The sequence below is a fragment of the bacterium genome (genome assembly GCA_035505375.1).
In the GTDB taxonomy this organism is placed as follows: domain Bacteria; phylum Hydrothermota; class Tepidihabitantia; order Tepidihabitantales; family Tepidihabitantaceae; genus UBA2258.
This window is the reverse complement of the sequence record DATJQV010000066.1, coordinates 58,978-85,686: the sequence shown is the minus strand read 5'-3', so window position 1 is coordinate 85,686 and position 26,709 is coordinate 58,978. Positions and strand designations below refer to the sequence as shown.

General features: G+C 63.1%; 20 protein-coding genes and 1 tRNA gene. 13 read left to right on the top strand and 8 right to left on the bottom strand.

Translation table 11 applies throughout. From position 1 onward, the window contains the following. Positions 1 to 375: 375 nt before the first annotated feature. The 5 genes from VMH22_10395 (at position 376) to sppA (ending at position 4,893) form a co-directional block, all read left to right on the top strand. A complete protein-coding gene (locus VMH22_10395) occupies positions 376 to 1,287 on the top strand; it encodes a hypothetical protein (protein ID HTW92104.1) in 912 nt (303 codons plus the stop codon). A gap of 76 nt (positions 1,288 to 1,363) precedes the next feature. After that, on the top strand, positions 1,364 to 2,353 hold the full coding sequence (gene tsaD, locus VMH22_10390; GenBank protein ID HTW92103.1) for a tRNA (adenosine(37)-N6)-threonylcarbamoyltransferase complex transferase subunit TsaD: 990 nt from the start codon (positions 1,364 to 1,366) through the stop codon (positions 2,351 to 2,353). Positions 2,354 to 2,478: 125 nt separating this feature from the next. Next, positions 2,479 to 3,864: a cysteine--tRNA ligase gene (gene cysS, locus VMH22_10385; GenBank protein ID HTW92102.1), complete on the top strand. Its 1,386-nt coding sequence runs from the start codon at positions 2,479 to 2,481 to the stop codon at positions 3,862 to 3,864. 64 nt (positions 3,865 to 3,928) lie between these two features. Next, positions 3,929 to 4,001: transfer RNA gene (locus VMH22_10380), tRNA-Ile, on the top strand. A 7-nt stretch (positions 4,002 to 4,008) separates the two neighbouring features. After that, complete coding sequence (sppA, locus tag VMH22_10375) at positions 4,009 to 4,893, top strand: signal peptide peptidase SppA (GenBank protein ID HTW92101.1); 885 nt, start codon at positions 4,009 to 4,011, stop codon at positions 4,891 to 4,893. Between the two features lie 66 nt (positions 4,894 to 4,959). On the opposite strand, the gene VMH22_10370 is transcribed toward sppA, so the two are convergent. From VMH22_10370 to VMH22_10340, 7 genes are all read right to left on the bottom strand, one after another. Beyond that, on the bottom strand, positions 4,960 to 5,352 hold the full coding sequence (locus VMH22_10370) for a hypothetical protein (GenBank protein ID HTW92100.1): 393 nt from the start codon (positions 5,350 to 5,352) through the stop codon (positions 4,960 to 4,962). Between the two features lie 179 nt (positions 5,353 to 5,531). Next, positions 5,532 to 5,930 (bottom strand): hypothetical protein, encoded by a 399-nt coding sequence (locus tag VMH22_10365; GenBank protein ID HTW92099.1) that lies wholly within the window; start codon positions 5,928 to 5,930, stop codon positions 5,532 to 5,534. A 112-nt stretch (positions 5,931 to 6,042) separates the two neighbouring features. Beyond that, positions 6,043 to 9,177, bottom strand: a complete 3,135-nt coding sequence (secA, locus tag VMH22_10360) for a preprotein translocase subunit SecA (GenBank protein HTW92098.1) — start codon at positions 9,175 to 9,177, stop codon at positions 6,043 to 6,045. A gap of 114 nt (positions 9,178 to 9,291) precedes the next feature. Further along, positions 9,292 to 11,091 (bottom strand): HEAT repeat domain-containing protein, encoded by a 1,800-nt coding sequence (locus VMH22_10355; GenBank protein HTW92097.1) that lies wholly within the window; start codon positions 11,089 to 11,091, stop codon positions 9,292 to 9,294. A 369-nt stretch (positions 11,092 to 11,460) separates the two neighbouring features. Next, positions 11,461 to 12,555 carry a histidinol-phosphate transaminase gene (hisC, locus tag VMH22_10350; protein ID HTW92096.1) on the bottom strand — a complete coding sequence of 365 codons (1,095 nt, stop codon included), beginning with the start codon at positions 12,553 to 12,555 and terminating at the stop codon, positions 11,461 to 11,463. 145 nt (positions 12,556 to 12,700) lie between these two features. Then, the gene (locus tag VMH22_10345) at positions 12,701 to 13,729 is read right to left on the bottom strand and encodes a lysylphosphatidylglycerol synthase transmembrane domain-containing protein (protein ID HTW92095.1); all 1,029 of its coding nucleotides are present in this window, start codon (positions 13,727 to 13,729) and stop codon (positions 12,701 to 12,703) included. Continuing rightward, positions 13,726 to 14,766: a glycosyltransferase gene (locus VMH22_10340; GenBank protein ID HTW92094.1), complete on the bottom strand. Its 1,041-nt coding sequence runs from the start codon at positions 14,764 to 14,766 to the stop codon at positions 13,726 to 13,728. Before VMH22_10340 ends, VMH22_10345 begins: the two co-directional genes overlap by 4 nt. A 463-nt stretch (positions 14,767 to 15,229) precedes the next feature. On the opposite strand from VMH22_10340, the gene VMH22_10335 reads away from it, so the two are divergent. The 8 genes from VMH22_10335 (at position 15,230) to VMH22_10300 (ending at position 25,053) form a co-directional block, all read left to right on the top strand. Next, on the top strand, positions 15,230 to 15,415 hold the full coding sequence (locus tag VMH22_10335) for a hypothetical protein (protein ID HTW92093.1): 186 nt from the start codon (positions 15,230 to 15,232) through the stop codon (positions 15,413 to 15,415). A 572-nt stretch (positions 15,416 to 15,987) separates the two neighbouring features. Beyond that, positions 15,988 to 16,194, top strand: coding sequence for a hypothetical protein (locus VMH22_10330; GenBank protein HTW92092.1), 207 nt, complete (start codon positions 15,988 to 15,990; stop codon positions 16,192 to 16,194). A 503-nt stretch (positions 16,195 to 16,697) separates the two neighbouring features. Continuing rightward, complete coding sequence (locus tag VMH22_10325; protein HTW92091.1) at positions 16,698 to 17,192, top strand: RpiB/LacA/LacB family sugar-phosphate isomerase; 495 nt, start codon at positions 16,698 to 16,700, stop codon at positions 17,190 to 17,192. A gap of 287 nt (positions 17,193 to 17,479) precedes the next feature. Next, positions 17,480 to 18,568, top strand: coding sequence for an acetate/propionate family kinase (locus VMH22_10320; protein HTW92090.1), 1,089 nt, complete (start codon positions 17,480 to 17,482; stop codon positions 18,566 to 18,568). After that, positions 18,565 to 20,931: a phosphoketolase family protein gene (locus VMH22_10315; GenBank protein HTW92089.1), complete on the top strand. Its 2,367-nt coding sequence runs from the start codon at positions 18,565 to 18,567 to the stop codon at positions 20,929 to 20,931. Before VMH22_10320 ends, VMH22_10315 begins: the two co-directional genes overlap by 4 nt. Positions 20,932 to 20,963: 32 nt before the next feature. Then, positions 20,964 to 21,926: a TIGR00730 family Rossman fold protein gene (locus VMH22_10310; GenBank protein ID HTW92088.1), complete on the top strand. Its 963-nt coding sequence runs from the start codon at positions 20,964 to 20,966 to the stop codon at positions 21,924 to 21,926. After that, positions 21,923 to 23,302 carry an MBL fold metallo-hydrolase gene (locus VMH22_10305; GenBank protein ID HTW92087.1) on the top strand — a complete coding sequence of 460 codons (1,380 nt, stop codon included), beginning with the start codon at positions 21,923 to 21,925 and terminating at the stop codon, positions 23,300 to 23,302. Before VMH22_10310 ends, VMH22_10305 begins: the two co-directional genes overlap by 4 nt. Positions 23,303 to 23,496: 194 nt before the next feature. Beyond that, the gene (locus VMH22_10300; GenBank protein ID HTW92086.1) at positions 23,497 to 25,053 is read left to right on the top strand and encodes a C1 family peptidase; all 1,557 of its coding nucleotides are present in this window, start codon (positions 23,497 to 23,499) and stop codon (positions 25,051 to 25,053) included. 104 nt (positions 25,054 to 25,157) lie between these two features. On the opposite strand, the gene guaA is transcribed toward VMH22_10300, so the two are convergent. Further along, on the bottom strand, positions 25,158 to 26,687 hold the full coding sequence (gene guaA / locus VMH22_10295; GenBank protein ID HTW92085.1) for a glutamine-hydrolyzing GMP synthase: 1,530 nt from the start codon (positions 26,685 to 26,687) through the stop codon (positions 25,158 to 25,160). Positions 26,688 to 26,709: the final 22 nt, after the last annotated feature.

The following is a 26,709-nucleotide window of genomic DNA, read 5'->3' as shown; positions in this document are numbered from 1 at the left end:
ACCAGGGATTGGGGATTAGGGATCAAGGCTGAGGTTGAGGTTAGGACGAGGGAACAGGTCGAGGTTGAGGCTAAGGTTGAGGCTTAGGCCGAGCGGCTTTGCCGCGCCCGTGTTCCGCTGCCAGTCAAGCCGCCCCAGAACCGAAATAGGAACTCACCACGAAGGCACTTATCCAGAACCAAACGAAGTCAGATGTCAGAAGCCAGATGTAAGAAGTCAGAAGTCGCCGGCATCCGGACTTCTGCACTCTGCACTCACTATTCTGACTTCTACCTTCGGCTGAAGGCCGCTGCCTCGGCGTCTTGGCGGTTCAAGGTCGGATTCGGGGAAGCGGGCACTGTTTGACAGAGGCCATTCGGCAATTAACATACAATGATGTCTGAAGTGCTCCGGTCCATCACCCGCGACTGGTCGATAAAACTCATCGCCCTGTTCATCGCCGGTTTCTTCTGGGTAGTTGCGGTCCTCGACCGGACGTACGACGTGCGGGTAGCCGTGCCGATCACGGCTGCCGGGCCGAGCACCAAACAGGTCATCACCGACATTGACGCGAAGAGCACGGTGGCAACGCTCGAAGGCAAGGGCCGCGACCTGCTCGACGTCAAACCTCAGCAGCTCGGATTCCGGCTGGAGGTTCCGGGCGGCAAGATCGGGACCCGTCAACTGCAGCTTTCCCCGGCCGCTCTCAAGCTGCCGCCGGACGTGAGGGTCAGGGCGCTGGACCCGGATAACGTGGAATTGAAGCTTGGCGCCGCCGCCAGCCGGATGGTTGACGTGCAGGTTCCAACCAAGGGCCAGCTTCCCGCCGGCACCGAGCTGTCGGTTAATGACCCACCGGCCCAGGTGAAGCTGGCCGGCAGCGAAGAAGACTTGAAACAAGCTCCCGTGGTGATAACCGAGACCCTCGACCTGTCGACTGTGACCGCGCCGGACCGTCGACACCTGAAAGTCGTAAACCCGGAGGCCGGACGGTACACGGTCGAGCCGGAGTCGATTGACGCAGTCATCGGACTCGAGAAGGAAACCGCGCGGATACTGCTCGGCCTGCCGGTCACTCTCACCGGGTCCGAAGCCCAACGCGCGGAGATCGACCCAGCCGAGGCCCAGATCGCGGTGGCCGGCCTGGCGTCCAAGGTGAATTCGCTGAAGCAGTCGGACGTCACCGCCCAAGTCAAAGTCTCAGGCCTTTCCCCGGGCGACTACCAGTTGGCCCCGGAGATAACGCTGCCGCCGGGCATCCGGCTGGTCAAGTGTGAACCCCAGCTCTTCGACGTGACGGTGAAGTAGCGCCGGAAGGAGTCAAGGAACCAGGGAGTCGAGGATTCCAGCGTCCGAACACTCGACCCTTCGAATCCTTGAGTCCTTGAATCCTCCGACCTGCCTCGGCATCGAGACGTCTTGTGACGAGACGGCGGCGAGCGTCGTGAGCGGACGGACAACCGTGCTCTCGAGCATCGTGTCGTCGCAGCTCGTGCACGCGGAGTACGGCGGAGTAGTGCCGGAGCTCGCTGCCCGCGCTCACATGAAGACGATCGTCCCGGTAGTCGATGCCGCGCTTGCCGAGTCGGGCGTCGCCGGGACCGACCTGTCCCTGGTAGCGGTGACGAACACGCCCGGACTGATGGGCGCCCTGCTCGTGGGTCTGCCGTTCGCCAAGGCGTTGAGCTACGGTCTGGGCATACCGTTCGTCGGGGTGAATCACCTTGAGGGCCATCTCTTCGCCATCCGCCTTGAATACCCGGAGATCGAGCCGCCGTTCCTGACGGCGATACTCTCCGGCGGACACACCGAGTTACTGGTGGTTGAGGATTGGTGCCGGTACCGCTTGCTCGGCTCGACGATCGACGACGCCTGCGGTGAAGCCTTCGACAAGGTGGCGAAGCTGCTCGGCCTGCCGTATCCGGGCGGCGCCGAGATTGAGAAGCTGAGCCGCGAAGGGAGAGCGAGCATCGACTTCCCGGTGCCCGATCCCGGCGGATTGGACTTCAGTTTCTCCGGGCTGAAGACAGCCGTGCTCTACCACCGACGCGACCACCCTGACACACCGCGCGCCGACGTCGCCGCGTCCTTCCAGCGCGCCGCAGTCGCGGCGGTCACGCGTCGTATCGAGCAGGCAGTCCGCAAGACTGGATGCCGAGTAGTCGGTGTATCCGGCGGCGTCGCGGCCAACGGCCACCTGCGCGAGCGGCTGGCTGAACTGGCCGCGCGCCACGAGTTCAAGCTGTTAGTCCCGCGGCCCGCGTATTGCACCGACAATGCGGCGATGATTGCCGCGGCCGGCATCGAGCGGTTTGCGCGGTTCGGCCCTTCGCCACTCGACCTCGCGGCCGCCGCGCGAACGCCGCTGGCGTGACGGCAGAGCCGAACCGAACCGGATTTCACCACAAAGACACCAAGAGAACCTATGGTCAGGAACCTGGGTCCGAGCCTGGCTCTGGGTTTGACCAACAGGGTTTCTGCGACTAGAATGCCGTTGCGATGAAGCTGTACAATACCCTCACGCGCCGCAAGGACGAGTTCGTACCGATTGTGCCCGGCAAGGTAGGAATCTATACCTGCGGCCCGACCGTCTACATGTACGCCCACGTCGGCAACTTCCGCGCCTACGTCTTCTCCGACACGCTGCGTCGCGTCATGGAGTACCTCGGCTACGAGGTGAAGCACGTGATGAACGTCACCGACGTCGGGCACCTCACGAGCGACGAAGACATCGGCGAGGACAAGCTGGAGAAGGGCGCGCGCCAGGAGGGGAAACGGCCGGAGGATATCGCCCGGTTCTATGAGCAGGCTTTCTTCACCGACGCGGACAAGCTGAACATCGAGCGGCCACACATCGTCTGTCGGGCCACCGAGCATATCGCCGACATGATTGAACTCGTCCGCCGCATCGAGGCGAACGGTTTCGCCTACCGCACGTCGGTCGGCCTGGTATTCGACACCGGTAAGTACCCGGATTACCCGCTGCTGTCGCGGCTGAACCTGGCTGAGCAGCAGGCCGGCGCGCGCACCAAGGTCGACCCGGAACGCCGCAACCCGTCCGACTTCGCGCTCTGGATTACGAACCAGCCCAAACACCTGATGCAGTGGGATTCGCCCTGGGGCCGGGGATTTCCCGGCTGGCACCTTGAGTGTTCGGCCATGTCCATCAAGTATCTGGGCGAGCGCTTTGACATTCACACCGGCGGCATCGACCACATACCGGTTCACCACACCAATGAGCGCGCCCAGAACTTCGCCGCCACCGGCAAGGAGGTGGTCGCGCGCTGGATGCACAACGCTTTCCTCGTCATTGGCGACGCCAGGATGGGCAAGTCCGAGGGCAACCTCGTGACCGTTTCCGAGTTGGAGAAACGAGGCATCTCGCCGGCCGGTTTCCGCTATCTCTGCCAGACGGCCCTGTATCGCATGCCCCTCAGTTTCACCGCCGAATCGCTGCAGGGTGCACAGAACTCGCTGCTTGGCCTGGCCGACTTCGGCCGCAACGCACAGACCTGGCCGGTGAAAGACTCCGCCTGGACCGAGCCCTATCGACAGGAGTTCAAGGACGCCGTCGCCGACGACCTCAACATCCCTCAGGGCCTGGCTGCGGTTTGGAGCCTTGTCAGGGAGGGAAACCAGCGCCAGGACCGCGCCGCCTGGGACGCCATTCTCGACCTCGACCTCGTCCTTGGACTGGGGCTGGCACGGCTGGTGGATGCTGCGGCAGGCGTCCCGGGCCAGGTGGAGGAGTTGGTCGCCGCCCGCGAGCGGGCTCGGAAGGCAAAGGACTGGGCCGAATCGGACCGCCTGCGCGGTCAGGTTGCCGAGTTGGGTTTTCTGGTCGAGGACACACCGTCGGGCCCGCGTGTCAAGCCGCGTCCTTGACTCCGTGTCTGCTTTCCGTAAGATGTCCGACGGGTCAGACCGGTCCGCTGCGTCCGACCCGACCGGGCCCATAGCTCAGGTGGTAGAGCACTGTGCTGATAACGCAGGGGTCAGTAGTTCGAATCTACTTGGGCCCATTCTCCCGTGAAGCGTAGTACCGTCATAGTCCTCATTGTCGTCGCGGCCGCGCTGCTGGCGGTCATGCTCGGCCTGTCCGTTGCCTTCCTCGTCGCCGGTTCAGGATCCGGTGTCTCCGGCGTCAAGACCTGGAACAAGGCCCTCGGCTACATCGAGATCAAGGGCACCATCGTTGATGCGACCGAAACCGTCCGCCAGCTCAAGTCACTTGAACACAACCCGCTGGTCAAGGGCATCCTGATTCGGGTCGATAGCCCGGGCGGGATGACTTCGCCGTCTCACGAGATCTACGAGGAGATCTGTCGCATCCGCAATGGCGGCATGCCGATCATCGTTTCCATGGGTTCCCTGGCCGCGTCCGGGGGCTACTACGTATCGGCTCCGGCGACCAGGATAGTCGCCAACCCGCAGACCCTCACTGGTTCGATCGGGGTAATCATGGAATTCCCGGTTGTCAAAGGCCTGATGGACAAAGTCGGAATCAAGGTCGAAGTCGTGAAGTCCCGAATCCACAAGGACATCGGCTCGCCGTTTCGCGACATGACCGACCAGGACCGCGAACTGCTCCAGGGCGTCGTGACCGACGCCTACGACCAGTTTGTCTCGATCGTCAGCACCGAACGGAAAATCCCGAAAGACAGCGTCCTGGCGTTCGCGGACGGCCGAATCATGACCGGCCGCCAGGCTCTTGCCTACGGGCTGGTTGACACGCTAGGGACCTTCGAAGATGCCAAGCGCATCGCCGCGTCACTCTGCGGCATCGAGGGCGAGCCGCGGCTTGTCCAGCCCGGCCACCACCTGAATTCATGGCTGCGGGACATGCTTGAAGGAACGGCCGAGGGGCTGTTCGGCGGATTCGGATTCCCCCGCCTGCGCTACGTCTACTACTAACCGCTGAGGCCGCGCTGCACGTCCGGCATGAGGCGCGACGCATCGCCGGAGCAGCGCGTCACTCGCCTATTGACTGCCCGGAGGACGCGAACCCGGCTTCGTCGCCAGTTCGACCGCCCGCCGTGCCTTGCGCAGCGCCACTCGACCATCGGTCAATAGCTGCGTGGCTTGCTTGAGATCGGTCGCCGTATCCGCCTGACCCAGTTTCTCGCGGGCCTGCGCCAGAAGACTGTCGGCCTCCACGAGACTTTGGGAACCGGCGCCGGGCGCAATGTGCCTCCTCGCCGCATCGGCTCGGGCGACGAGTCGGCCCATTTGCGTATCCGCGTCCGCCACCCCGCTCTTCACCAAATCGAGAGTCAGCTTGGAGGCTGGCGCTTTCTTTGGCGCCGTCACGAACAGCACGATACCGACGATTACGACGATTCCGACCAGAGCCCAGACAATATATCTGCTCATGGTGCTTTCCTCCGGATGCTTGTGTTCACGCCCACGAAGTTTAGCGCCAACCAGAGCCCCGTCAAACTCCGTGGCGTCCAAGACGAGGCCGGCCCCGATCATGCTCGGGGCCGGCCCGCAACTACTTACCTGCCGCTCACGAAGTGGCCGCTGCGCGACCACCTGCCGGTCATTACCTGCTACTTCCCGCCAGCGTTCCCTTTGGCTTTCTTGCCGGTGACACTGGTCAGCAACTGCAGGCCTACGGCTTGGCAGTTGTCAACCGAGTCCCTCCTGGCCCGCAGGTCCTTCTGATCGGTCAGCGCGGGCATTTCAGCCATGATCGTCCGGCCCTGGGCTATCTGGTCCGCTATCTTCTGCCACACGTCGGCCGGTGCATTCGGGAACTGGGACTGGGCCGCCGCAGCCTTCCGCTCGAGCAGCTTGAACTGGTACTCCTGCGCGCGCACGTACCCGGTCGCGTTTATGGGCTTCCCGCCGACGTTCTTCGGCCTGGTGACGAACATCACCACCGCGAGCACGACGAGTATGCCGACGATCGTCCAGATTATGATACGGCTCTTGTTGCCTTGTGCCATCGCTCCTCCTTAGTGAGCTTCTGTCGGACCCGACCCCGGCATCAGGGCCGCAGTCCGGTTTTCGCGATTCACGGAGCCGGCATCTTCAGACGCAGGCCGCCTGGGCCGCCTGTCAGTCCGGCTTGTTACTTCCACAGCACCGCTTGTACTTCTTGCCCGAACCACACGGACAGGGGTCGTTACGCCCCACCTTGTCGGTGGAACGCCGGGCCTGAGCCGGCTTCGCCAGTTGAGCCTGGCGCCCGCCGTCGGACGGTCCGGCCGACTCTCCCGCCGGGGCCGCCGCGGCTTCCGGCTTGTAAGCACGGACCGGCCGCCGCGCCGTCTGCCGCCGTTCCTCTACTCCGCGCAACTGCACGCGGAACAGCATCGTCAGCGCGTCCTTATACATGTCCCTCATCATCTCCTGGAACAGGTCGAAGGACTCGCGCTTGTATTCAACCAGCGGGTCCTTCTGGCCGTATGCGCTCAGGCTGATACCTTCGCGCAATGTATCCAGCGCATAGAGGTGCTCACGCCAACGGTTGTCGATGGCGTAGAGGAACACACTCCGGCAGAGGCCGGCAAACTGCTTGTCGCCCAACTCCTGTCGACGCTCATCATACCGGCGGGAAGCGATGTCTGTCAAGATTTGGCGCAATTCCTCCGGAGTGGCCTCTCGCCGCTTCTCCTCGTCCATCCGCAGATCGGCCAGAAAAGTCATCGACAGCTCGCCCCGTAGCCCGTCCCAATCCCACTCTTCGGCGTGCTTCGCGGCCCCCATGGTCTTGCCCATGAAGTCTTCGATCAGTCCCGCGGCCATGTCGTCGAAGACGGAGCGAAGCCGCGCCAGAGCCGGTTCAGGCGTACCGGTATTCGAAGGCTCGGGAGTCGGGCCCGAACCATCACCCTCCTGAACGGGCGCAACTTCTCGGTCGGCTTCCGGCGTGGTGCTTGATGCGTCAGGTTCCTCGCGCAGGACGGTGTCGCGGATCGCGTAGACCGCCTCGCGCTGTCGGTTCATGACGTCGTCGTATTCCAGCAGGTGTCGCCGTATCTCCCGGTTGCGTTCTTCCACCCGCTTCTGGGCGCCTTCAATCGCCCGCGTCACCAGCGCATGCTCGATCGGCTCGTCGTCCTTGGCCCCGAACTGGTCCATCAGCTTCGCGACCCGCTCGGAGCCGAACAACCGCATCAGGTCGTCCTCCAGCGACAGAAAGAAACGTGACGAACCCGGGTCGCCCTGCCGACCCGAGCGCCCACGCAACTGGTCGTCGATCCTGCGCGCCTCGTGCCGCTCCGTGCCGATGATATAGAGCCCGCAGGGCACGTCCTTGTTGCAGCTACCGGGGTTTTCCTCCCACGCAGGGCACTTGCCGTCGTCCTCCGTGACCACGTAGCAGCATTCGCCCTTCACAACGCCGGGGCCGAGCTTGATGTCGGTGCCCCGACCGGCCATGTTTGTGGCAATCGTCACCGCGCCGGGCTGGCCCGCATCCTTGATGATTTCGCTCTCGTGCTGGTGGAACTTGGCGTTGAGCACGACGTGATTGACCTTCCGGCGCCGGAGCATGTCGGCTATGACCTGCGACACGTCAACCGATGTCGTGCCGACAAGTATCGGCCGTCCGCGCTCGTGCCACGTCTCGATTTCGTCAACGACCGCTTCGTACTTCTGGTCCCGCGTCTTGTAGACGACGTCCGGATAGTCGATGCGCCGGCACGGTTCGTTGGTCGGTATCGCCACGACGTCGCGCTTGTAGACGTTGAAGAGCTCGCCTGCAATTATCATCGCCGTACCGCTCATCCCGGCCAGCTTCTTGTACATGCGGAAGTAGTTCTGCAGCGTTATCGTGGCGAACGTCTGGGTGTCGCCCTGGACTCTGACGCTCTCCTTCGCCTCAAGCGCGCTGTGCAGGCCATCCGAGTACCGGCGTCCCGGCATCAGCCGCCCGGTAAACTCGTCGACGATGATGATCTTGCCTTCCTGCACGACGTAGTCCACGTCCTTCTCGAACAGCGAGAACGCCTTCAACAGTGCCTGGAAGCTGTGGAGCGTCTCGCTCTTCCGCCGGTAGCGTTCGCGGACTTCCTCGTGCGCCTTCAGCTTCTCCTGCGGGCTCAGGTTCGTGTAGTGGTCTACCCGCGCCAGCTCCTCGCCCAGGTCGGGAAGAACAAACGCCTCCGGGTCGCCGGGCGCGAGTTCCTTGCGCCCCATCTCGGTCAGGGCGACCGAATGGTCCTTCTCGTCGATGACAAAGTACAGCTTCTCATCGATTTCCGGAAAACGCTTGTCTCGGATGAAGGAAAGTTCGGTCCGCTCCAGTAATGACTTCACGCCCTGCCGCTGTTCGGCCTCCTGCAACTTCTTGCTCTTGGGAGCGCCGCGTCGGACCGTCAGCAGCTTGATTCCGGCCTCGTCTTCGTTCCCGGCATCAAGCAATTTCAGTCCTTCGGCGGCGAAGCGGTTAGCCAACAGGCTCTGCTGCCCGAAGAGCCGCCTGACCTGCGGAGTCAGTCGGTCGAACCCCTTGTCCTCGGCCTCGACCGGGCCGGAAATGATGAGCGGCGTCCGCGCCTCGTCGACCAGGATGATGTCTACCTCGTCGACGATGGCGTAGTTATGCCCGCGCTGCACCTTGTCCTGCCAGCGACCGACCATGTTGTCGCGCAGGTAGTCGAACCCGAACTCGTTGTTCGTCCCGTAGGTAATGTCCGCGTTGTAGTGAGGCTTTCGCTCCGCCGGCTCCATGCCCTGCTGGATGCAGCCGACGGTCAGGCCCAGTGATTCGTAGACCGGTCCCATCCACTCCCGGTCGCGCAGCGCCAGGTAGTCGTTCACCGTAACCAGGTGCGCGCCCTGCTTCGAGAGTGCGTTCAGGTACAAAGGCATGGTCGCGACGAGCGTCTTGCCCTCACCGGTGCGCATCTCGGCGACCTTGCCCTCGTGCAGCACCATCCCGCCGATAAGCTGCACGTCGAACGGCACCATGTCCCAGGCAGTCTCGAGCCCGGTCACGGTCCACTTCTTGCCCACCAGACGCCGGCAGGCCTCTTTCACGAGGGCAAAGGCCTCCGGCATCACGTCGTCGAGCGTCTCGCCATCACGGATGCGGGCCACGAATTCCTCGGTCTTCTTCGGCAGCTCCGGATCCGCCAGTTTCTTGTAGGACTCCCAGACCTCGTTTATCTCGGCGACCCGCAGCCAGAGCCGTTTCACCTCGCGGTCGCTCTTGGAAGGAATGATGCCCTTCAGTATGCCCAGCATGCTAGCGGCCCACAGATAATGCAGGAATCAGATAGCAGAAATCAGAAGTCAGAAAGGCCGGACATTCTACATTCTGGTTTCTGGATTCTGAGTTCTGAACTGCCCGGTTCCTCGTCATGCCTTCTCCAGCCGCCGAATCGCGCTCTCCATCTCTTTCCGCACTTCCTCGAAACCTTCCTTGGCCATCGCCGTGCGCAGGGCGGCGGCCTGAGACGAGTCGCCCAGCGCGGCGAGGGCGACAGCAGCCTGCCTTCGTACTTCCTGGCTCGCGTCCGAAAGCAGATGGCTGACCTCGGAAGCGACCGCACGCTCTCGCAGCGAGCCGAGCACCTTCACCACTTCCAACCGCACGGTCTCGTCGCGGTCCTTGAGCAATGGTACAAGCTGCGGGATCGCCGCGCGCCCCGCCTGCCGGACTCCTCGCCAGTCCTGCCTGGCCGCAAGATAGCGCAGCTTTCCTTCGGGGTCGGACGGCATGCGGCTCTGGGACGCCAGTGCCTCGGCCGCGGCGCGGCGCACTGCCGCGTCCTCGTCGGAGAGTGCACGAGTCAGGGCGTCCGTGGCGGCGGCATCGGGTGAGAGCCCGCTGGCGAAAGTTCTGGCCGCCGACTCGCGCGCGGCCGGATTCCGGTCTTCAAGCAGCGTCTGCACCAATTGTCCGGTCGCGTCCGGGTACTTTCTAAGTGATTCGACCGCGGCGTCGCGGACAACCGGCTCTCCGTCGCGCAGCGCGAATACCAGCCGGTCAAGCACTGCGGCCCTGTCCGGCGTTCCCGGCTCGGTCCGGACTTCGGCCAGCGCCTGGGTCGCGGCGGTCCGCACTTCGGTCTCAACGCTGCTCATGGCATCGGTCAGAAGCCTGACTGACTCCGGCGCGTTTGACCTGGCCAGCAGGCGGATGACCGTCACCTTCAGGCTCGGCGGCTCCGTATGCGACTCGAGCACCGCGACCAGCCTCGAAGCGGCGCGTTCGCCGCCCAAAGCGGCGATGTGCTCGAGCAAACCGGCCCTGAGGTCGGGCAGCCCTTCCTCCTGCAGGTCGGTCAGTCCCTCGCGCGCGAACCTGGGCTCGATAACATCAACCAGCAATACCGGGTCGGTGGTCTGGACGACGAGCTTCGACAGCTCGGCCAGTGCCTTGGCGCGAAGGTCCGGTCGCCTAGCCTGGGCGCAGAGCCAGTCGAGCTTCTCGTCAATGGTGGTGGGCTGCCAGCCTCGGGCGAGCAGCACGTCGAGCGCGAGCTGGACTCGCTCAGGCTTCGGGTCGCTCAGCGCCTCGACAATCACGGCCAGTCCTTCGGGCGGCGCCACTGCCACGAGGGCCTTGAATCCTGCATCCCTCAATCCGCCCAACTGGCTCAGCTGATTCAGATACTGCCGGAACTCGGGATGAGCCTTGTCGTGCTCCGCCAGCGTGCGGTCCAGCTCGGCGACCGCTGCCTCCAGCTCCTGCATCGCCCCGGCATACTCAGTCGGGTCCGCCCACCGTCCGATTTCGCGGACGCGGTTTCGCAGACGGTCGACGCGCTCCCGTCCCGGGCCGCTGACTGCCGCCAGCTCCTGAACCCGGAATCGGTTCACTACCCTGGCGATGGGTCCTGCCTCTGACTCAAGCTTCTCCCATGGGACATCCGGTTCGGCAGGGAGCTGCTCGCGGCCGGAAGGCACCACCGGGAGCCGACTGACGACATCCATTAGATAGTCGACGCTGCTGCTCGTTCCCTGCCCGCCCGCCTCGGCCAACAGTCGCTTGCCGTTCTCGACATTCGGCGGGATGGTATTCAGAAAGTCGGCCAGCCGCCCGGCCGGGTCGCGACGTTCTCTTGGATCGAAGGCCTCGAGCTTCTCCCATGCGGCCAGGAACTCATCCAGAGCCGCTCGGCCTTCCTTCGGCTTTCGGCGGAGAAAGAGCATCGCCCGCGGCTCAGGCCTCCGCCTGTGGTGCCGGCGGTACTGCGGATATTGTGGTCATATATGTAGTGCCGGAGACAAAGCAGCGCGGACGCAGACGAACATCATCGGGCCGTCACGCGCCCGCGGTTGACGCCGCTGGGTCGGCGGTTAGACTGCACGCACTTTCCCCGGCGTTCTGAGATGCTAACTCGCTGGCTGTCTGATGTCAAGAAACTGGGCTTCCTGGGACGAACCCGCAGCCATTGCCTTTGAGGCCGTCTCGCGTCGGGGTGGCCTGCTTCCGGACCGCCGTCCTGTCGCCGGCCGATGTGCCGCCAGCGAGTAGACACGGCGACGAGCCCGTAATCGTGGGGCTAGCAGTCCGGTGGCCTACCGGACGATTTCACACAGCGCCTTGATGAACCGCTTGTTCTCGGCGGCCGTGCCGACTGAGACGCGCAGAGCGTTCGGGAACTTGTACTCTTTCACCGTCCGGGCGATTACGCCCCGGTGCTGCAGTTCCTCGAATATCTCCTGGGCGTCAACCGCGAAGTTGATGAACACGAAGTTGGCAAAGCTCTTCAGGAAAAAGACCTTGTTCAGCTTCTTCAGTTCCCGGTAGAAGAACTCCTTGCCTGCCTCGTTCGTCTGCCGGCTGCGCACGACGTGGCGCTTGTCGTCGAGCGCGGCCACGGCTGCAGCCTGGGCGGCGCGGCTGGTGTTGAAAGGAAGCCTGCCCTTGGCCAGGCAGCCGATGATCTCCGGACGCGCAATGCCGTAGCCGATACGCAGGCCGGCCAGGCCATAGATCTTCGAGAATGTGTGCAGGATCAGCACGTTCTTGTTCTGGTTGTAGTAGTCGAGTGCCTTGGGGTAGTCCCGGCTGGAAATGTACTCGGAATATGCCTCGTCGATGATGACCAGCACGTGCTCCGGCACCTTGGTCATGAACTCGTTCAGCGCGTCTCTGGTGGTGATCGTCCCGAGCGGGTTTATCGGATTGTCGATATAGACTATCTTTGTCCGCGCCGTGATGCTGGCCAGCATCCGCTCCAGGTCGTGCGTGTATTCCAGCGTCGGCACCTCGACCAGCTTGGCGTTCATGATCGCGGCGCCGATTCGCGCCATCACGAACGAATGGTCGGACATGACGAACTCGTCGCCCGGCTCCAGATAGGCCAGACAGGCCATCATTATCAGGTCCACCGAGCCGTTCCCGAGCAGCATCGAGTCCAGGTCGACCTTGAACATCGCGCCGAGTTTGGCCCGCAGCTCGTAGCCGGAGTCCTCAGGGTAGTAGTGCATCTCGGGCAGGGCCCGGCGCAAAGCCGCGACGGCGCGCGGTGACGGTCCCAGCGGATTCTCGTTTGATGCAAGTTTGATGACCGGTCCCTTGATGCCCAACTCACGCACAACCTGCTCAATCGGTTTGCCCGGTTTGTAGGGCCGGATCCCTTCGATATTCGGTCTAGGAACTGGTAGCACTGTCATCCTCCTTCGTCAGAAAAGGACTCCAGGATTCGAGAATTGGGACCGAGCGCACCTGAAGGATTCAAGGGGTCCGGGATGCCGGAGTCCGAACATTCAAACCCCGGAATCATCGACCCCTCGGTCTCTCTGCTTGAACCCTTCATGCCGGGGCCCCTTTCACGGCCTTCCGTCCGGTGACGGCAAATAGCACTCCCCCGGCCAGGGCAAACACCAGGTCCAGCGCCAGGAACAACAAGGCGGTGGCGAGCGCCGGTTCCTGGGCCAGGTGCCCAGTGAGCCAGGTCGGCGTGAAGAAGAGCACAAACGCCCACTCGCGCACGCCCAGCCCGCCGATGGTCGGGATGTTGACGACGATATTCAAGAGCGGAATGAAGACAAAATAGTAAACCAGCGGCACCGTGCCGCCGATGGCACGAGCAACGCTGGACCACGCGAGCGCGAGCGCTGCCTGGACGCCGATGCCGGCAATGAAGCTGAACGCCAGCGCCGAGCGGTGATGCCGGTACTGCTTGACGGCATCGTAGGCGCGGTCGAGCCGCTCCCCGAGCCTGAGCAGCCGGATGCGGCCGAACAGACGGTTGGCCAGCCGGTGTCCCCGGTCGCTGAAGAACGTGAGCGTGACGAGCATCAGGAGCGCGAGCCCGGCGCACAAGAGCACCAGGATGCCGGGGCCGCGGAACGGGACGCCGAGCACGGTGAGCTCCAGCGCCCGCGACTGGGCGCTCGTGGCAAACAGGCCGATGGCGACGACCACTGCCAGGAACATCAGGCTGGTGAACCCGATAAGCCGGTCAAGCAGCGTGGCCGAGAACGCTTCGGCGGCACGGTCCTTCGGCGCGGTGTAGGCAATCCGCATCACGTCACCGCCGATCGAGGTCGGCAGCAGCTTGCAGAAGAAGAGCGAAATCGTGAAAACCCGAGCCAGGTAGAGCACCCCGAACCGCAGATCCCGCGCGTTCAGCAACACCTGCCAGCGCCACGAGGACACGAAGATGAACGTCACGTACCAGAACGCGGCCAGCGCGAGCGCCGCGACCTGCGCGGTGCGAATCAGGCGCCAGGATGCGCCCAGCTTGTTCCGAAAGAGCCATGCCAATAGCCCGAGCAGCACGAGCGAGAGCAGCACCCGCCCCAGGGTTGAGATGAATCCCCTTATTCTTGGGCTCAATCGCTGCCTTTCGTCCCATTTGTCCCTTCAGTCCCGTTCTGCGTTCGGACTATCCGTTCCAGCCGTTCAATCCGGTCGCTCAAGCCCGCCAGCGACTCACCGATGAACCCGGCGGCCAGCAGCACCAGCCCGGCTATCACCAGCAACATGACGAGGTACAGCATCGGCCGGAACCCGTGACCGGCCAGCCGCAGGATGATGGCGGCCAACCCGACGAGGAACCCGAGGGACAGCGCCCCGGTCGCGAGGACCCCGAAATACAAGAGCGGCTTGCGCATGAACGTGAGCTGAAACGCGACGGCAATCAAGTCAAAGAAGCCGACCAGAATCCGACCGCGGCCCGAGTATTTGGCCTGCCCGAATCGCCGGGGCTGGAGTGCCACTGGTATTTCGGTGATGCGGAACCCGCGCGCCGCCGCCAGCGGCACGATGTAGCGGTGCCAGTCCTTGCGCAGACTCTCGCCTTCAAGCACAACGCGGCGAAAGCTCTTGAGCGCGTTAATGTCGTGCACCTTGATGCCGAACATCATCCTCGCCAGCCGGTTGTAGATCGAAGACACCAACCGCTTTTCGTACTTGCCCTGCTTGCGGCCGGTCACCAGGTCCCAGCCCTCGCGCAGCTTCTCCACCTGGGCGACCACGTCCTCGGGCCGGAACTGAAGGTCGGCGTCGAAGATCGACACGAACTCGCCCCGCGCCTTCTCCATGCCGGTCATGATCGCCGCGGTCTTGCCCTGATTGCTGCGGTGACGGCAGACCGTCAGGAAAGGATACTGAGCCTGAGCGGCCACGGCCGTCTCGTATGTGCCGTCGTTGGACCCGTCATCGACGATGATGACCTCATAATCCGCGGGCAACCGCGCCGACAGCTCGGCCAGGAGCGACGGGACGTTCTCGACCTCATTGAATGCGGGTACAATTACGGTGACCGACGGAGTCGCGTTGCGGACGTGGAATTCCGCGGACAAAGCGCTCGCGTCGCCTCTGCTACGAAGCTCGTGTCTAGAACCTTGGAGTTCCTGTGAGGATTGCTCCATCACCGGCCAAATATAGCACAACCACCGGTCTTGTCAAGGCCTGCGTTCGGATATCAGACAAGACGCATCAGGCACGACACATCATGCAACACGTGCTAAGATACTGAAAACAAAGTTCTTACGACCCAAATCCGCCGGCAAGGGCGAAAACGGTGACCCCGGAGGCTGGTGCGGCCCTGATTTCGCTGTCCCATGTATTCCGACACTGCTGTAAGTAACTGAAGTGTTGAGTCTTATCGATGGCGTCAGCGAATCCCCGGACGGGAAGAACGAGGGTTTCTTGGTAGGCGACAGACATTCCGTCCCAACAAGGGCGTCTTGAGCTTTGGCTCTTGCCTTTTGGCTTCTGACTTATGCGTCCGACGCGCGCCGCGAACATGTCCCCTGCCCCTGGAAGGCATGTCGAGACGTACCACAGACTCCTCACCCATGGGCCTAATTGATGGTCCATTCAGAAGCGCGTGTGAAAGCTCTGGTCAGCGCTCCGCTCATCGCACCTCGCATCGCTCAAGTCATTGCTGCGTTCTTCGCCATTCGTGTCGCCGCCAGGGAGGCATCGTCCGACCTATCGCCTTTCTCAACGGCTGATGCTTCGCTGAGCGCGGCACTGATTGCCTATCAGATCAGCATCCGGTTGCTCACCAGGTAGAACACCCCACGATTCACCCGGCAACTCACCTACCGAGTCAACCGCCAGATCACCCAGCGGTTCACATACGAATTCATACCCCGACTCACTCCTAGGGTCACCTACCGACTCAACCACCAAGTTATCCGGCAAGCAAGTCTGTAGATGACCCCCCAGCTCAGTCTGTAACTAATCCCCCGACTGCCCCAGTGGTTCACCCGCCAGTTCACCGGGGTAATCACCTACCGGTTCACTCGGGGAGTCACTCCCTGAGTCACTCAGGGAGTCACTCAGGGAGTCACTCAGGGAGTCATTCGGGGAGTGACTGGGGGAGTGGCTCGGGGAGTGACCCGGTAGGTGCTATACTGATTCATGAGTCACATCGGCTATGGTCTTAAATTTGAGTGCCTTACGTCATCTAGCTGCAACGTTTCACGTTCCGCTGCATGTAGTCCGAGGTGAACGGCTCAGAACTCTGAAGTGCTGCGGTTCTAGGTCGGGGATTGGTCTCCAGCCTTAGAGCGCTGGGTTGTTCATGGTTCCGATGCAGGGATGCGATGGTGTGAGATAGGAGGTACGAGTGGAGGAACAGAATGGCTGACCCAGTGAAAAGTGCGGCACCATGGAAGGCGAAGTACGAGGTTGAGCGAATTGCGGACACGCTCAACGACCTGCGCGCGGGAACGGCCATGCGCTACGAGTCGGCGATGACCGAGCTCTGCACGATGGGAACCAAGGTCAGGGAGGTCATCAACGCCTGCGGAGTCTCGACGCAATGCCCTTCCGATCCCGCCGTCTGAATCCTGCAACCTGCCAACTGGAAACTGGTAACTCGCGCCGTAGGCGCGTCAGGCCCTGGCCAAGATACGGACGGACGTCTTCGACATCGCCGCGCCGAAGTAGCCGCCGAATCCGATGCTTAGCCACAGATGGACACGGATGGACACAGATTGAGTTCTGGAATCTGAGTTCGCTCCGCCGCCGGGGTTAAGGTCACACCTTCTCCTGACCGCTGCCCAACGCTCTGTCGGTGCGCCGCGTCTTGACTTGACGTCCCTCGGACATATCCTTCTGAATCATGCGAACGCCAGCGCCTGTCGCCGCACGATTCGTTGCGCGGGACGACGGCCCGGTCATGTCATGCCCTAGCTCCAATTGGGAAACCCTCTCGACTTCAGGCTCTGAACCCGACGGGACTCACCGTGAACCGCCGACATGCCGCACGCAATCTAATTGTGATAGTGTCCACGAAACAGTGAATGACCCTATTGGCAGTTCAGCTGCCGCACCATGATAGAGTAATATGGCGGATGTGACGACTGTCACGGAGCGGACACCGAAGCGCATTGGAATCGCGTCCGACCACGGCGGGTTTGAGCTGAAGCAGTACCTGGTCAAGATGATGTCTGAAGCCGGGTATCAGGTGGTTGACTTCGGCGACCTGCAATTGGTCCAGGACGACGACTACCCGGATTTCGTCGTGCCGCTGGCCCGTGCCGTCGCCCGCGGCGACGTTGAGCGCGGCGTGGCCATCTGCGGCAGCGGCGTCGGCGCCTGCATCGCCGCCAACAAGGTACCCGGAGTGCGTGCGGGAATGATCCACGAGGTGTTCTCGGCGCGGCAGGGCGTGGAGGACGATGACATGAACGTGATATGCCTGGGCGGCCGCGTCGTTGGTGAGGAGTTTGCATGGGAGCTGGTCAGGACGTTCCTTGCCGCGCGCTTTAGCGGCGCCGAGCGCCATCGCCGTCGCCTCGCCAAGGTGGCGGAGTTGGAGAAGAAGACGGCGCAGCCGTGAGTTCTGCCGCCTCGCGCGTCCTCGCCGTTAACGGCGGTTCTTCAAGCATCAAGTTCGCCCTGTTTGGAACCGGAGAGGAGCCAAGGCGCGTCCTCGGCGGCGAAATAGAACGAATCGGGCTGCCCGATGCAACCATGCGGGTCACTGAACATCTCGTGGGTGATGGCTCACCAGCGTCACCCTCACCCTTCCCTCCCCCTCAAGGGGGAGGGAAAACAAAGGAAGGAGCAGAGTGCTGCATTGCTCACACGGAGGTCAATAGCGACGCGAGGCGGACCCACAGTCTCTTGAATCCGGTTACCGCGCCGGACCATACCGCTGCGGCAGGCGTGCTGATGGACTGGGTCGAGCAGAACGTCGGGAGCGAGGAACTCGCCGCAGTCGGGCATCGCATCGTGCACGGCGGGCCGAGGTACAGCGAGCCGCAGCGCATCACGGCCGAGATGCTTGAAGAGTTGCACTCGTTGAGTCCGTTCGACCCCGAACACCTGCCTGAGGAAACGCTTCTGGCCGAGGCCTTTCACCGTCGGTTCCCCGACCTGCCCCAGGTGGCGTGCTTCGACACGGCCTTTCACCACGACCTGCCGCGGGTAGCCCGGCTGCTGCCGATACCGCGCCGCTACGAAGCCAAAGGAGTGCGGCGGTACGGGTTCCACGGTCTTTCGTATGCGTTTCTCATGGAAGAACTGGAACGGCTCGCGGGCAGGGATGCGGCTCAGGGCCGGGTCGTGCTTGCCCATCTGGGCAATGGTGCGAGCCTGGCAGCAGTGCATCAAGGTAGGCCGGTTGACACGAGCATGGGATTCACCCCGACGGCCGGTATCCCGATGAGTACGAGGTCCGGCGACCTCGACCCCGGGCTGGCCTGGTACCTTGCCCGTGCCGAAGGTATGGACGCGAGACAGTTCAACCACATGGTCAGCTTTGAGTCCGGGCTGCTCGGCGTATCGGAGACAAGCTCCGATGTCCGCGACCTGCTCGGCCGCGAGAAGCAGGACGTACGCGCGGCCGAGGCAATTACGCTCTTCTGTTACCAGGGCAAGAAGTGGATCGGTGCATTCGCCGCGGCGCTTGGCGGGCTGGACACGCTCGTCTTCACCGGAGGCATCGGCGAGAACTCTTCCGTGGTCCGAGCCCGGATTTGCGAGGGGCTGGAGTTCCTCGGCGTCACGCTCGATGCCGGACCGAACGCTGCCAATGCCGGCGTCATCTCCGCTGCGGGCAGCCGGGTCGCCGTGCGCGTCATCCATACGGACGAGGAGTACATGATTGCCAGGCTGGTAATCCGTGCGCTCGGCCTGGCGGGCGGGGACATGACCGGATTGTCCGACAGTCCGGATCGTGTCCCAAGCCCGGGCGCGGAGAGGTGCGAATGATGTCCGAGACACTCTCGCCGGAAGAACTTCGCAGGATTGACGCCTACTGGCGCGCCGCCAACTACCTGACGGTCGGCCAGATTTACCTCCGCGACAACCCGCTGCTCAGGCGGCCGCTCGAGCACTCCGACATCAAGGCGCTTCTCCTCGGGCACTGGGGCACGACGCCCGGCCAGAACTTCATCTACACACATCTGAACCGGGTTATCAAGAAGTACGACCTGAACATGATTTACATATGTGGCCCGGGCCACGGCGGCGCAGCGGTCGTTGCCAACGTCTATCTTGAGGGCACGTACAGCGAGGTCTATCCGGAAATCAGCCGCGACGAGGCCGGGCTGCGCAAGCTCTTCACCCAGTTCTCGTTCCCGGGAGGAATCCCGAGCCATGCGTCGCCCGAGTGCCCCGGCTCGATTCACGAGGGCGGCGAGTTGGGCTATTCGCTGAGCCATGCGTTCGGGGCGGCGTTCGACAACCCCGGACTCATTGCCGCCTGTGTCATCGGCGACGGCGAGGCGGAGACCGGGCCGCTTGCGACTGCGTGGCACTCCAACAAGTTCCTCAACGCGGCCACGGACGGAGCAGTGCTGCCGATACTCCATCTCAACGGGTACAAGATTTCAAACCCGACCATCCTCGCCCGTATCCCGCGCGAGGAGCTGCTGCAACTGATGCGAGGCTATGGATGGGAACCATACGTGGTCGAAGGTCACGAACCCTTACCCATGCACGAGGCGATGGCCGCGACACTTGATACCGTGGTCGAACGCATCCGGGAGATTCAGGACGATGCCCGGCTACGCGGCAAACAGGAACGACCGCGGTGGCCCATGGTTGTGCTCAGCTCGCCCAAAGGGTGGACCGGGCCGAAGGAAGTTGACGGACAGCGGATTGAGGGCACATTCCATGCGCACCAGGTGCCGCTCTCAGACGTCGGGTCCAATCCCGCCCATCTTCGGCTGCTGGAGGAGTGGCTGCGAAGCTACAAGCCGGAAGAGCTGTTCGATGACCAGGGCCGGCTGCGGCCGGAACTGGCCGAGCTCGCGCCGGAGGGCGAACGCAGGATGGGCGCGAACCCACACGCCAACGGCGGGCTGCTGCTCCGTGACCTGATACTGCCGGACTTCCGCAAGTACGCGGTTGACGTGTCCGCGCCGGGAGTGCATGGCAACGGCGACACCCAGGTGCTGGGGCGGTTCCTGCGTGACGTGATTGAGTCGAACCGGGAAGAGCGGAACTTGCGCCTGTTCGGCCCGGACGAGATCCTCTCCAACCGGCTGGACCCGGTGTTTGAGGCAACGGACCGCCAGTGGGAGGGAAGAACCGTGCCCGGCGACGAGTCGCTTGCCACGACCGGGCGCGTCATGGAGATGCTGAGCGAGCACCAGTGCGAGGGCTGGCTCGAAGGCTTTCTGCTGACCGGTCGGCACGGGATTCTCAATAGCTACGAGGCGTTCATCCACATCGCCGATTCGATGTTCAACCAGCACGCCAAGTGGCTGGAGGTCACTTCTCGCCTGCCCTGGCGTCGGAAGATCGCCTCGCTCAACTACCTACTGGCTTCACACGTCTGGCGTCAGGACCACAACGGTTTCACTCACCAGGACCCGGGCTTCGTGAACGTCGTTCTGAACAAGAAACCCGAGGTAGTTAGGGCATACTTTCCGCCGGACGCGAACTGCCTGCTATCGGTGATGGACCATTGCCTGCGCAGCCGCCACTATGTCAATGTCGTGGTCGCGGGCAAGCACCCCGCGCCCCAGTGGCTGACCATGGACGAGGCGGTGAGCCACTGCGCCAACGGCATCGGCGTGTGGCAGTGGGCGAGCAATGACAATAGCGCACCGGACCTTGTCATGGCCTGCTGCGGGGACGTGCCGACGCTGGAGACCCTGGCCGCGGTCTCGATACTGCGAGCGGAGTTGCCCGACGTCAGGATTCGGGCGGTCAACGTCGTGGACCTGATGAAGCTGCAGCCGGAGAGCGTGCATCCGCACGGCCTGAGCGACGCTGCCTTCGACCAGCTCTTTACTAAGGACAGACCCGTCGTCTTTGCCTTTCACGCCTACCCGTGGTTGGTCCACCAACTCACCTACCGCCGCACCAACCACGAGAACATCCACGTCCACGGCTACAAGGAAGAGGGCACCATCACGACCCCATTCGACATGACCGTATTGAATCATCTCGACCGTTTCCACCTGGCTATCCACGCTATCTGTCTGCTGCCCCAAACCGGCGAGCGGAAAGCCGACCTGCAGCAGCGACTCCGACAGAAGCTGGTCGAGCACCGGCAGTACATCACGGCACACGGCCAGGACCTGCCCGAGGTCCGTGACTGGAAGTGGAACGCGCCCCGATGAGAAAGTCCGCCGACCGAGAAAGCGAGGTCCCTATGCCCAAGTCAGCAAAGACCCAGCGTGTGCCGCCGCCGCCGCATCCGACGCAGCGCCGCACACCACTGCCCTGGCAGCGGCCCAAGCCGGTTGCCGACGACCCCGAGGCCGACAAGCGAGTCAAGGCGATAATGGAAAGCCCGAGCTACCGGCCCGCCGACGAGGACGTCGCGTTCCTGAACAGCGACGAGGCCCGCCCCCTGCGCCTGCAACTTGATTATCTCAAGCCGGAACTCATGCTGGAGCAACATTCCATCCGGCACACGATCGTCGTCTTCGGCGGCACGCGCATCCGCGAGCCCGCCGCGATTGAGCGGGAGCTTGCGGCGCTGCGCGCGGCCCGGGAGTGCGACCCTGCGAACCATGACGTCGCGGACCGGGTCGCGACGGTGGAACGGCTCCTGGCCAAGAGCCATTACTACGACGTGGCGCGCGAATTCGGCCGGCTGGTCGGACGCAGCGGACCGGACCTGCAGATTGATGACCTGGTAGTCGTGACCGGCGGCGGGCCGGGAATAATGGAGGCCGCCAACCGCGGGGCCGGTGATGCCGGCGCCAAGTCCGTCGGCCTGAACATTCGGCTCCCCCACGAGCAGTATCCCAACCCCTACGTCACGCCCGGTCTCTGCTTTCGCTTCCACTACTTCGCGCTACGCAAGATGCACTTTCTTATGCGGGCCCGGGCGCTGGTGGCTTTCCCGGGCGGGTACGGCACGTTCGACGAACTGTTTGAGACTCTCACCCTGGTTCAGACGCGCACGATCAAGCCGCTGCCGGTCGTGCTGGTCGGCGAGACCTTCTGGCGCCAGGCGGTGAACATCGAATTCCTGGTCAGTGAAGGGGTAATCGACCCGGAAGACAAGGACTTGTTCTTCTATGCGGAAACGGCGCAGGAAATCTGGGACGGCATTCTCCACTGGTACGATGCCAGCGGAATGCCGCTGCGCAAGAGGACGCCATGAAGCTGTCTTTCCACGGCGCCGACCGCGACGTAACCGGTTCCTGCCACCTGGTTGAGTGCGCCGGCCGCCGCATCCTGATTGACTGCGGCATGTACCAGGGCAGCCGCGAGCTGTCCGAAGAGAACAGCGAACCTTTCGGCTTTGACCCGGCGGCCATCGACATTCTGCTCCTAACTCATGCCCATCTCGACCACTGCGGACGGCTGCCGCTGCTCGCGAAGCGGGGATTCCGCGGTGAGGTCGTGACAACCGCCGCATCCCGGGAACTGGTGCGCATGGTCGTGCTGGATGCCGCGCATCTGCAGGAAGAGGACGCGCGCCACGGCGCCGGACATACGCAGAGACAGGATGCTGGAGAGACCGCGACGCTCTACAGCCAGCTTGATGCACTGAACAGTATGGACCGCTTCGGACGGGTCGCGGCTTACGGGCAGCCGTTGGAACTTGTGCCCGGCGTGCGCGTGACCTTCCTCGATGCCGGCCATATCCTCGGCTCGGCCGGCGTGCTGCTCGAACTCGAAGAACAGGGCACGCGCCGCCGGGTGCTCTTGTCCGGTGATATCGGCAACGCCGGCCGACCGCTGCTGCGCGACCCGGTATCAGTCGCGGCGGACGTGGTCGTCATGGAGACGACGTACGGCGACCGCCTGCACAAGCCGCTGGCGGACTCGGTTGCAGAACTCTACAAAGTGGTGACCGAGACCTTCGCTCGCGGTGGCAACGTCGTCATTCCGACCTTCGCGCTGGAACGCGCGCAGGAACTGCTCTACTTCCTCCGTGAAGGCCAGGAGCAGGGCCGGGTGCCGGCTTCTTTCCAGGTGTTCCTTGACTCGCCGATGGCCATCTCCGCGACCGACATCTTCGAGCACCACCCGGAGTGCTACAATACCAAGCTAGCCGGCTTCTTTCAGTCAGGACGCGATCCGTTTCATCTGCCCAGTCTCCAATTCACCCGCGAAGGGGCTGAGTCCAAGGCGATTAACAGCATCACCGGCGAAGCCGTCATCATGGCCGGTGCCGGGATGTGCACGGGTGGACGTGTGCGCCACCATCTCCTTCACAATCTTGGGCGGGCCGAGTCCAGCGTCGTCTTCGTCGGGTACGCGGCTCAGGGCACGCTGGCACGACAGATCATCGATGGCGCTAGAAACGTGAGCCTCTTCGGCGAGGAGATCCCGGTTCGCGCGAGCATCCACACCATCGGCGGGTTCTCCGCGCATGCCGACCAGGCCGAACTCCTTGCCTGGCAGTCCAGGACCAACGCCGGCACGACGATTCTTGTGCACGGTGAGGAACAGACCATGAAGACGCTCGCCGCCCAAATCCACGCAGCGCACGTACTGATGCCGGAGCTGAACGCGACAGTAGAGCTCTAGGCCGAGACCGAAAGCGCAGGACGCCCGGCCACCACCTGCGACTCCGTCACAGCCCGAGAACGGGCCCCAAGCACGCGCCGGCAGACAGTTGACGCGCCAACGGCTGACTACCGACACTTGACAGCCATGCCGTGGAACACTAGAATCACCCGACCAAGAGCAGTGCCTGAAGGCACACTCAAAAAGGAGGAGTTATGAAGCTCAAGGTATGTCTGGCTGTTACAGTGGTCGTGCTCTTTGCAGCCGGGGCCGGCCTGTCCGAATCTCCGAGACTGCATCCGGCCGGGGGCCTGCTGTTCGTGGACCCGCTTACCGTGCCGGGTGTCAAGGTGATGCCGGCTTCTCGGTTCGCGCTGGCCGCGGCCCCGCCGAGCGCTATGGATCTTACGGCGGAGATGCCGCCGGTCGGCGACCAGGGCGCGCAGAACTCGTGCGTTGCCTGGGCCAAGGGGTACTATGACAAGACCCACGTCGAGTATATCGAGCACTACTACGGGTTGCAGGACACTTCGTGGCATCTCGACGATCCCAGGCACCAGATCAGCCCGTCATTCATCTACAATCAAATCAATGCCGGGCGCGACGCGGGCTCGAACATCCAGGATGCCATGATACTGCTTGGCGACCAGGGCGCGTCCATGTTGAGCGACTGTCCGTATCATGACAATGACTATACGACGTGGCCCAGCGAATCGGCCTTCGCGAACGGCATCCCTTGTCGGGACGGACAGGGCTGGTGCATAAGCATGATCGAGGACCCCGGTGTCACTCAAGTCAAGTACCTCGTCGCGGCCCATAATACCTGCGTCCTCGGAATCAACGTCTACGCCAACTTCGATAACATCAATAACTACGACACCGTCTATACGGTTCACGGCAAGACCGGCAAGTCCCGCGGCAGCCACGCGATCTGCATCGTCGGTTACGACGACAACAAACAGACAGCCGACGGCCCCGGCGCATTCCGGCTCGTGAATTCCTGGGGAACGGACTGGGGCAACAAAGGCTACTGCTGGATGTCCTATTATGCCGTCCATACGGTCAAGGCCGGTCTGAGTCTTGGCTGGGTCTACTATGACGACGACCGGCTCTACTACCATCCGACCGCGCTGGGGCGAGTCAAGCTTACCCACCCTTGCCGGGACCGAATCGGCATCACGTTTGGGGCGGGAAGCCCGCGAGCGCCGCTGGCGGTTTACACTTTCCGCCAGTTCTGGTTCATGCAGGGCACGATTACGGACCAGCCGTTCCCGAATCACAACCTGGTGTTCGACCTGAGCGGCGGCACTTCGTATTTCGACAAGACCGACACGGTCTTCGTGAGCTGCATCGACACCAAGAAGGACAAGAAAACGGGGACAATCAACTTCCTTTCCGTCGAGTACGGCAGCAGATACGGGTCTTCGTCGCAGTCGGTCGCGATTCCGGACTACAACGTTGCGGCGTACGAGAAGGTCGTGCTCCCATTCTCGTCCGGGCCCCAGGGTAGCTCGATCGAGGGCGTTGTTGCAGCCAGCCGGGCGAGTTACCGGAATGGCGCGGCCAACGTAGTCTTCAATCTGGCCCGACCCGGGACCGTGAAGATCGCATTCTTCGATAACATGGGCCGGACCGTGACGGCAGCGACGGCGCAGGGCCAATCCGGACCGAACGAGCTGTCAGTCAGGCTGCCCGGCCCCGCCGGAGTCCACTTCTACCGGCTGGAGTCAGGCTCGACCAGGATGACGGGCAAGGTCGCAGCAATTCGCTGACAGGGATAGCGGACAATCCAGGCGCCCCTGCAATGCAGGGGCGCTTCTGTCACGGCCATTCGATGACCGGACTTCGAGCTCGCAGCGTTTCTTGCAGCTGCGAGCTATTCCCACTCGATTGTTGCCGGTGGCTTAGAGCTGATGTCGTAGACAACGCGGTTGATGCCGCGTATCTCGTTGATGATGCGGTTCGAGACTCGCGCCAGGAAGTCGTCCGGCAGCCGCGCCCAGTCCGCGGTCATCGCATCGGTCGAGGTAACCGCGCGCAGCGCCACCGCGTTTTCGTAGGTCCGCTCGTCCCCCATCACGCCGACCGACCGGACCGGCAGCAGCACAACCAGGGCCTGCCAGACTTTGTCGTAGAGATCTGCCTTCCGCATTTCAGAAATGAAGATATCGTCGGCCTCGCGCAGGAGCCGTGCGCGCTCGGCCGTGACCGGGCCGAGAATCCTGACTGCAAGTCCGGGCCCGGGAAACGGGTGCCGTCCGACAAGCGCGGCGGGTAGCCGCAATGTCCTGCCCAGTTCGCGGACCTCGTCTTTGAAGAGCTCGCGCAGCGGCTCGATCAGTTCGAGCTTCATGTTCTTCGGCAGTCCGCCGACGTTGTGGTGAGTCTTGATTGTCGAGGACGGGCCGCCGAACGCGGAACGCGACTCGATCAGGTCCGGGTAGAGTGTGCCCTGGGCGAGGAACCGCATGGGCCCGTGCTCAAGCGCCTGCTCTTCGAAGACGCGGATGAACTCATGCCCGATAATCCGGCGCTTCTTCTCCGGGCTGGCCACGCCCGCGAGCTTCGCGAGAAACCGCTCGCCCGCATCCACCACAACCAGGTTCAGCCGCGCTCCGAGCGAATGCCGCACCAGTTCCGACTCGTTCTTACGCAGCAGCCCGTTGTCGACGAAGACGGCAACCAGGTTACGCCCCACCGCCCGCGCGAGGAGTGCCGCCATGACCGATGAGTCAACCCCGCCCGAGACCGCACAGAGCACTTGCTCCTTGCCGACCAGCTTTCGTATCTCACGTGTCTTGTCGCGGATGAACGCGCCCATGGTCCAGCTCGGTTCGCAGCCGGCAATCTTGAACAGGAAGTTGGCCAGTATCTGTCGGCCCAGCAGGGTATGCTCGACCTCGGGGTGAAACTGCACGCCGTAAATCCGTCTTGCCTCGTCGCCGAAAGCCGCGCAGGCGACACTCGAGGTTTTCCCGACGGTGACGAATCCCGGCGGCAACGCGGTCACGGAATCACCGTGGCTCATCCACGCCTGGGTTCGGTCCGGCAGTCCGACCAGCAACCGGCTGGGCCGAGTTGGTACCAGTTGCGCGTGACCGTACTCCCGCGTGTGCCCACCGGCGACCTTGCCTCCGAGTATCTGAGCGGTAGCCTGCATGCCGTAGCAGATGCCCAGGATGGGAATGCCGAGGTTGTAGATCGCCGGGTCAGGCATGGGAGAGTGGTCCTGTCGCACGCTCGCCGGCCCACCGGAGAGTATCAGCGCTTCTGCACCACGACTGAGTACCTGCTCGGCCTTGATGTCGTGGGGCACGATTTCGCTGTAGACCTTGAGCTCACGCACCCGCCGCGCAATGAGCTGGTTGTACTGCGAACCGAAATCGAGGACGAGAACGCGGTCCATCAGGAATTGACGAATGGCAATT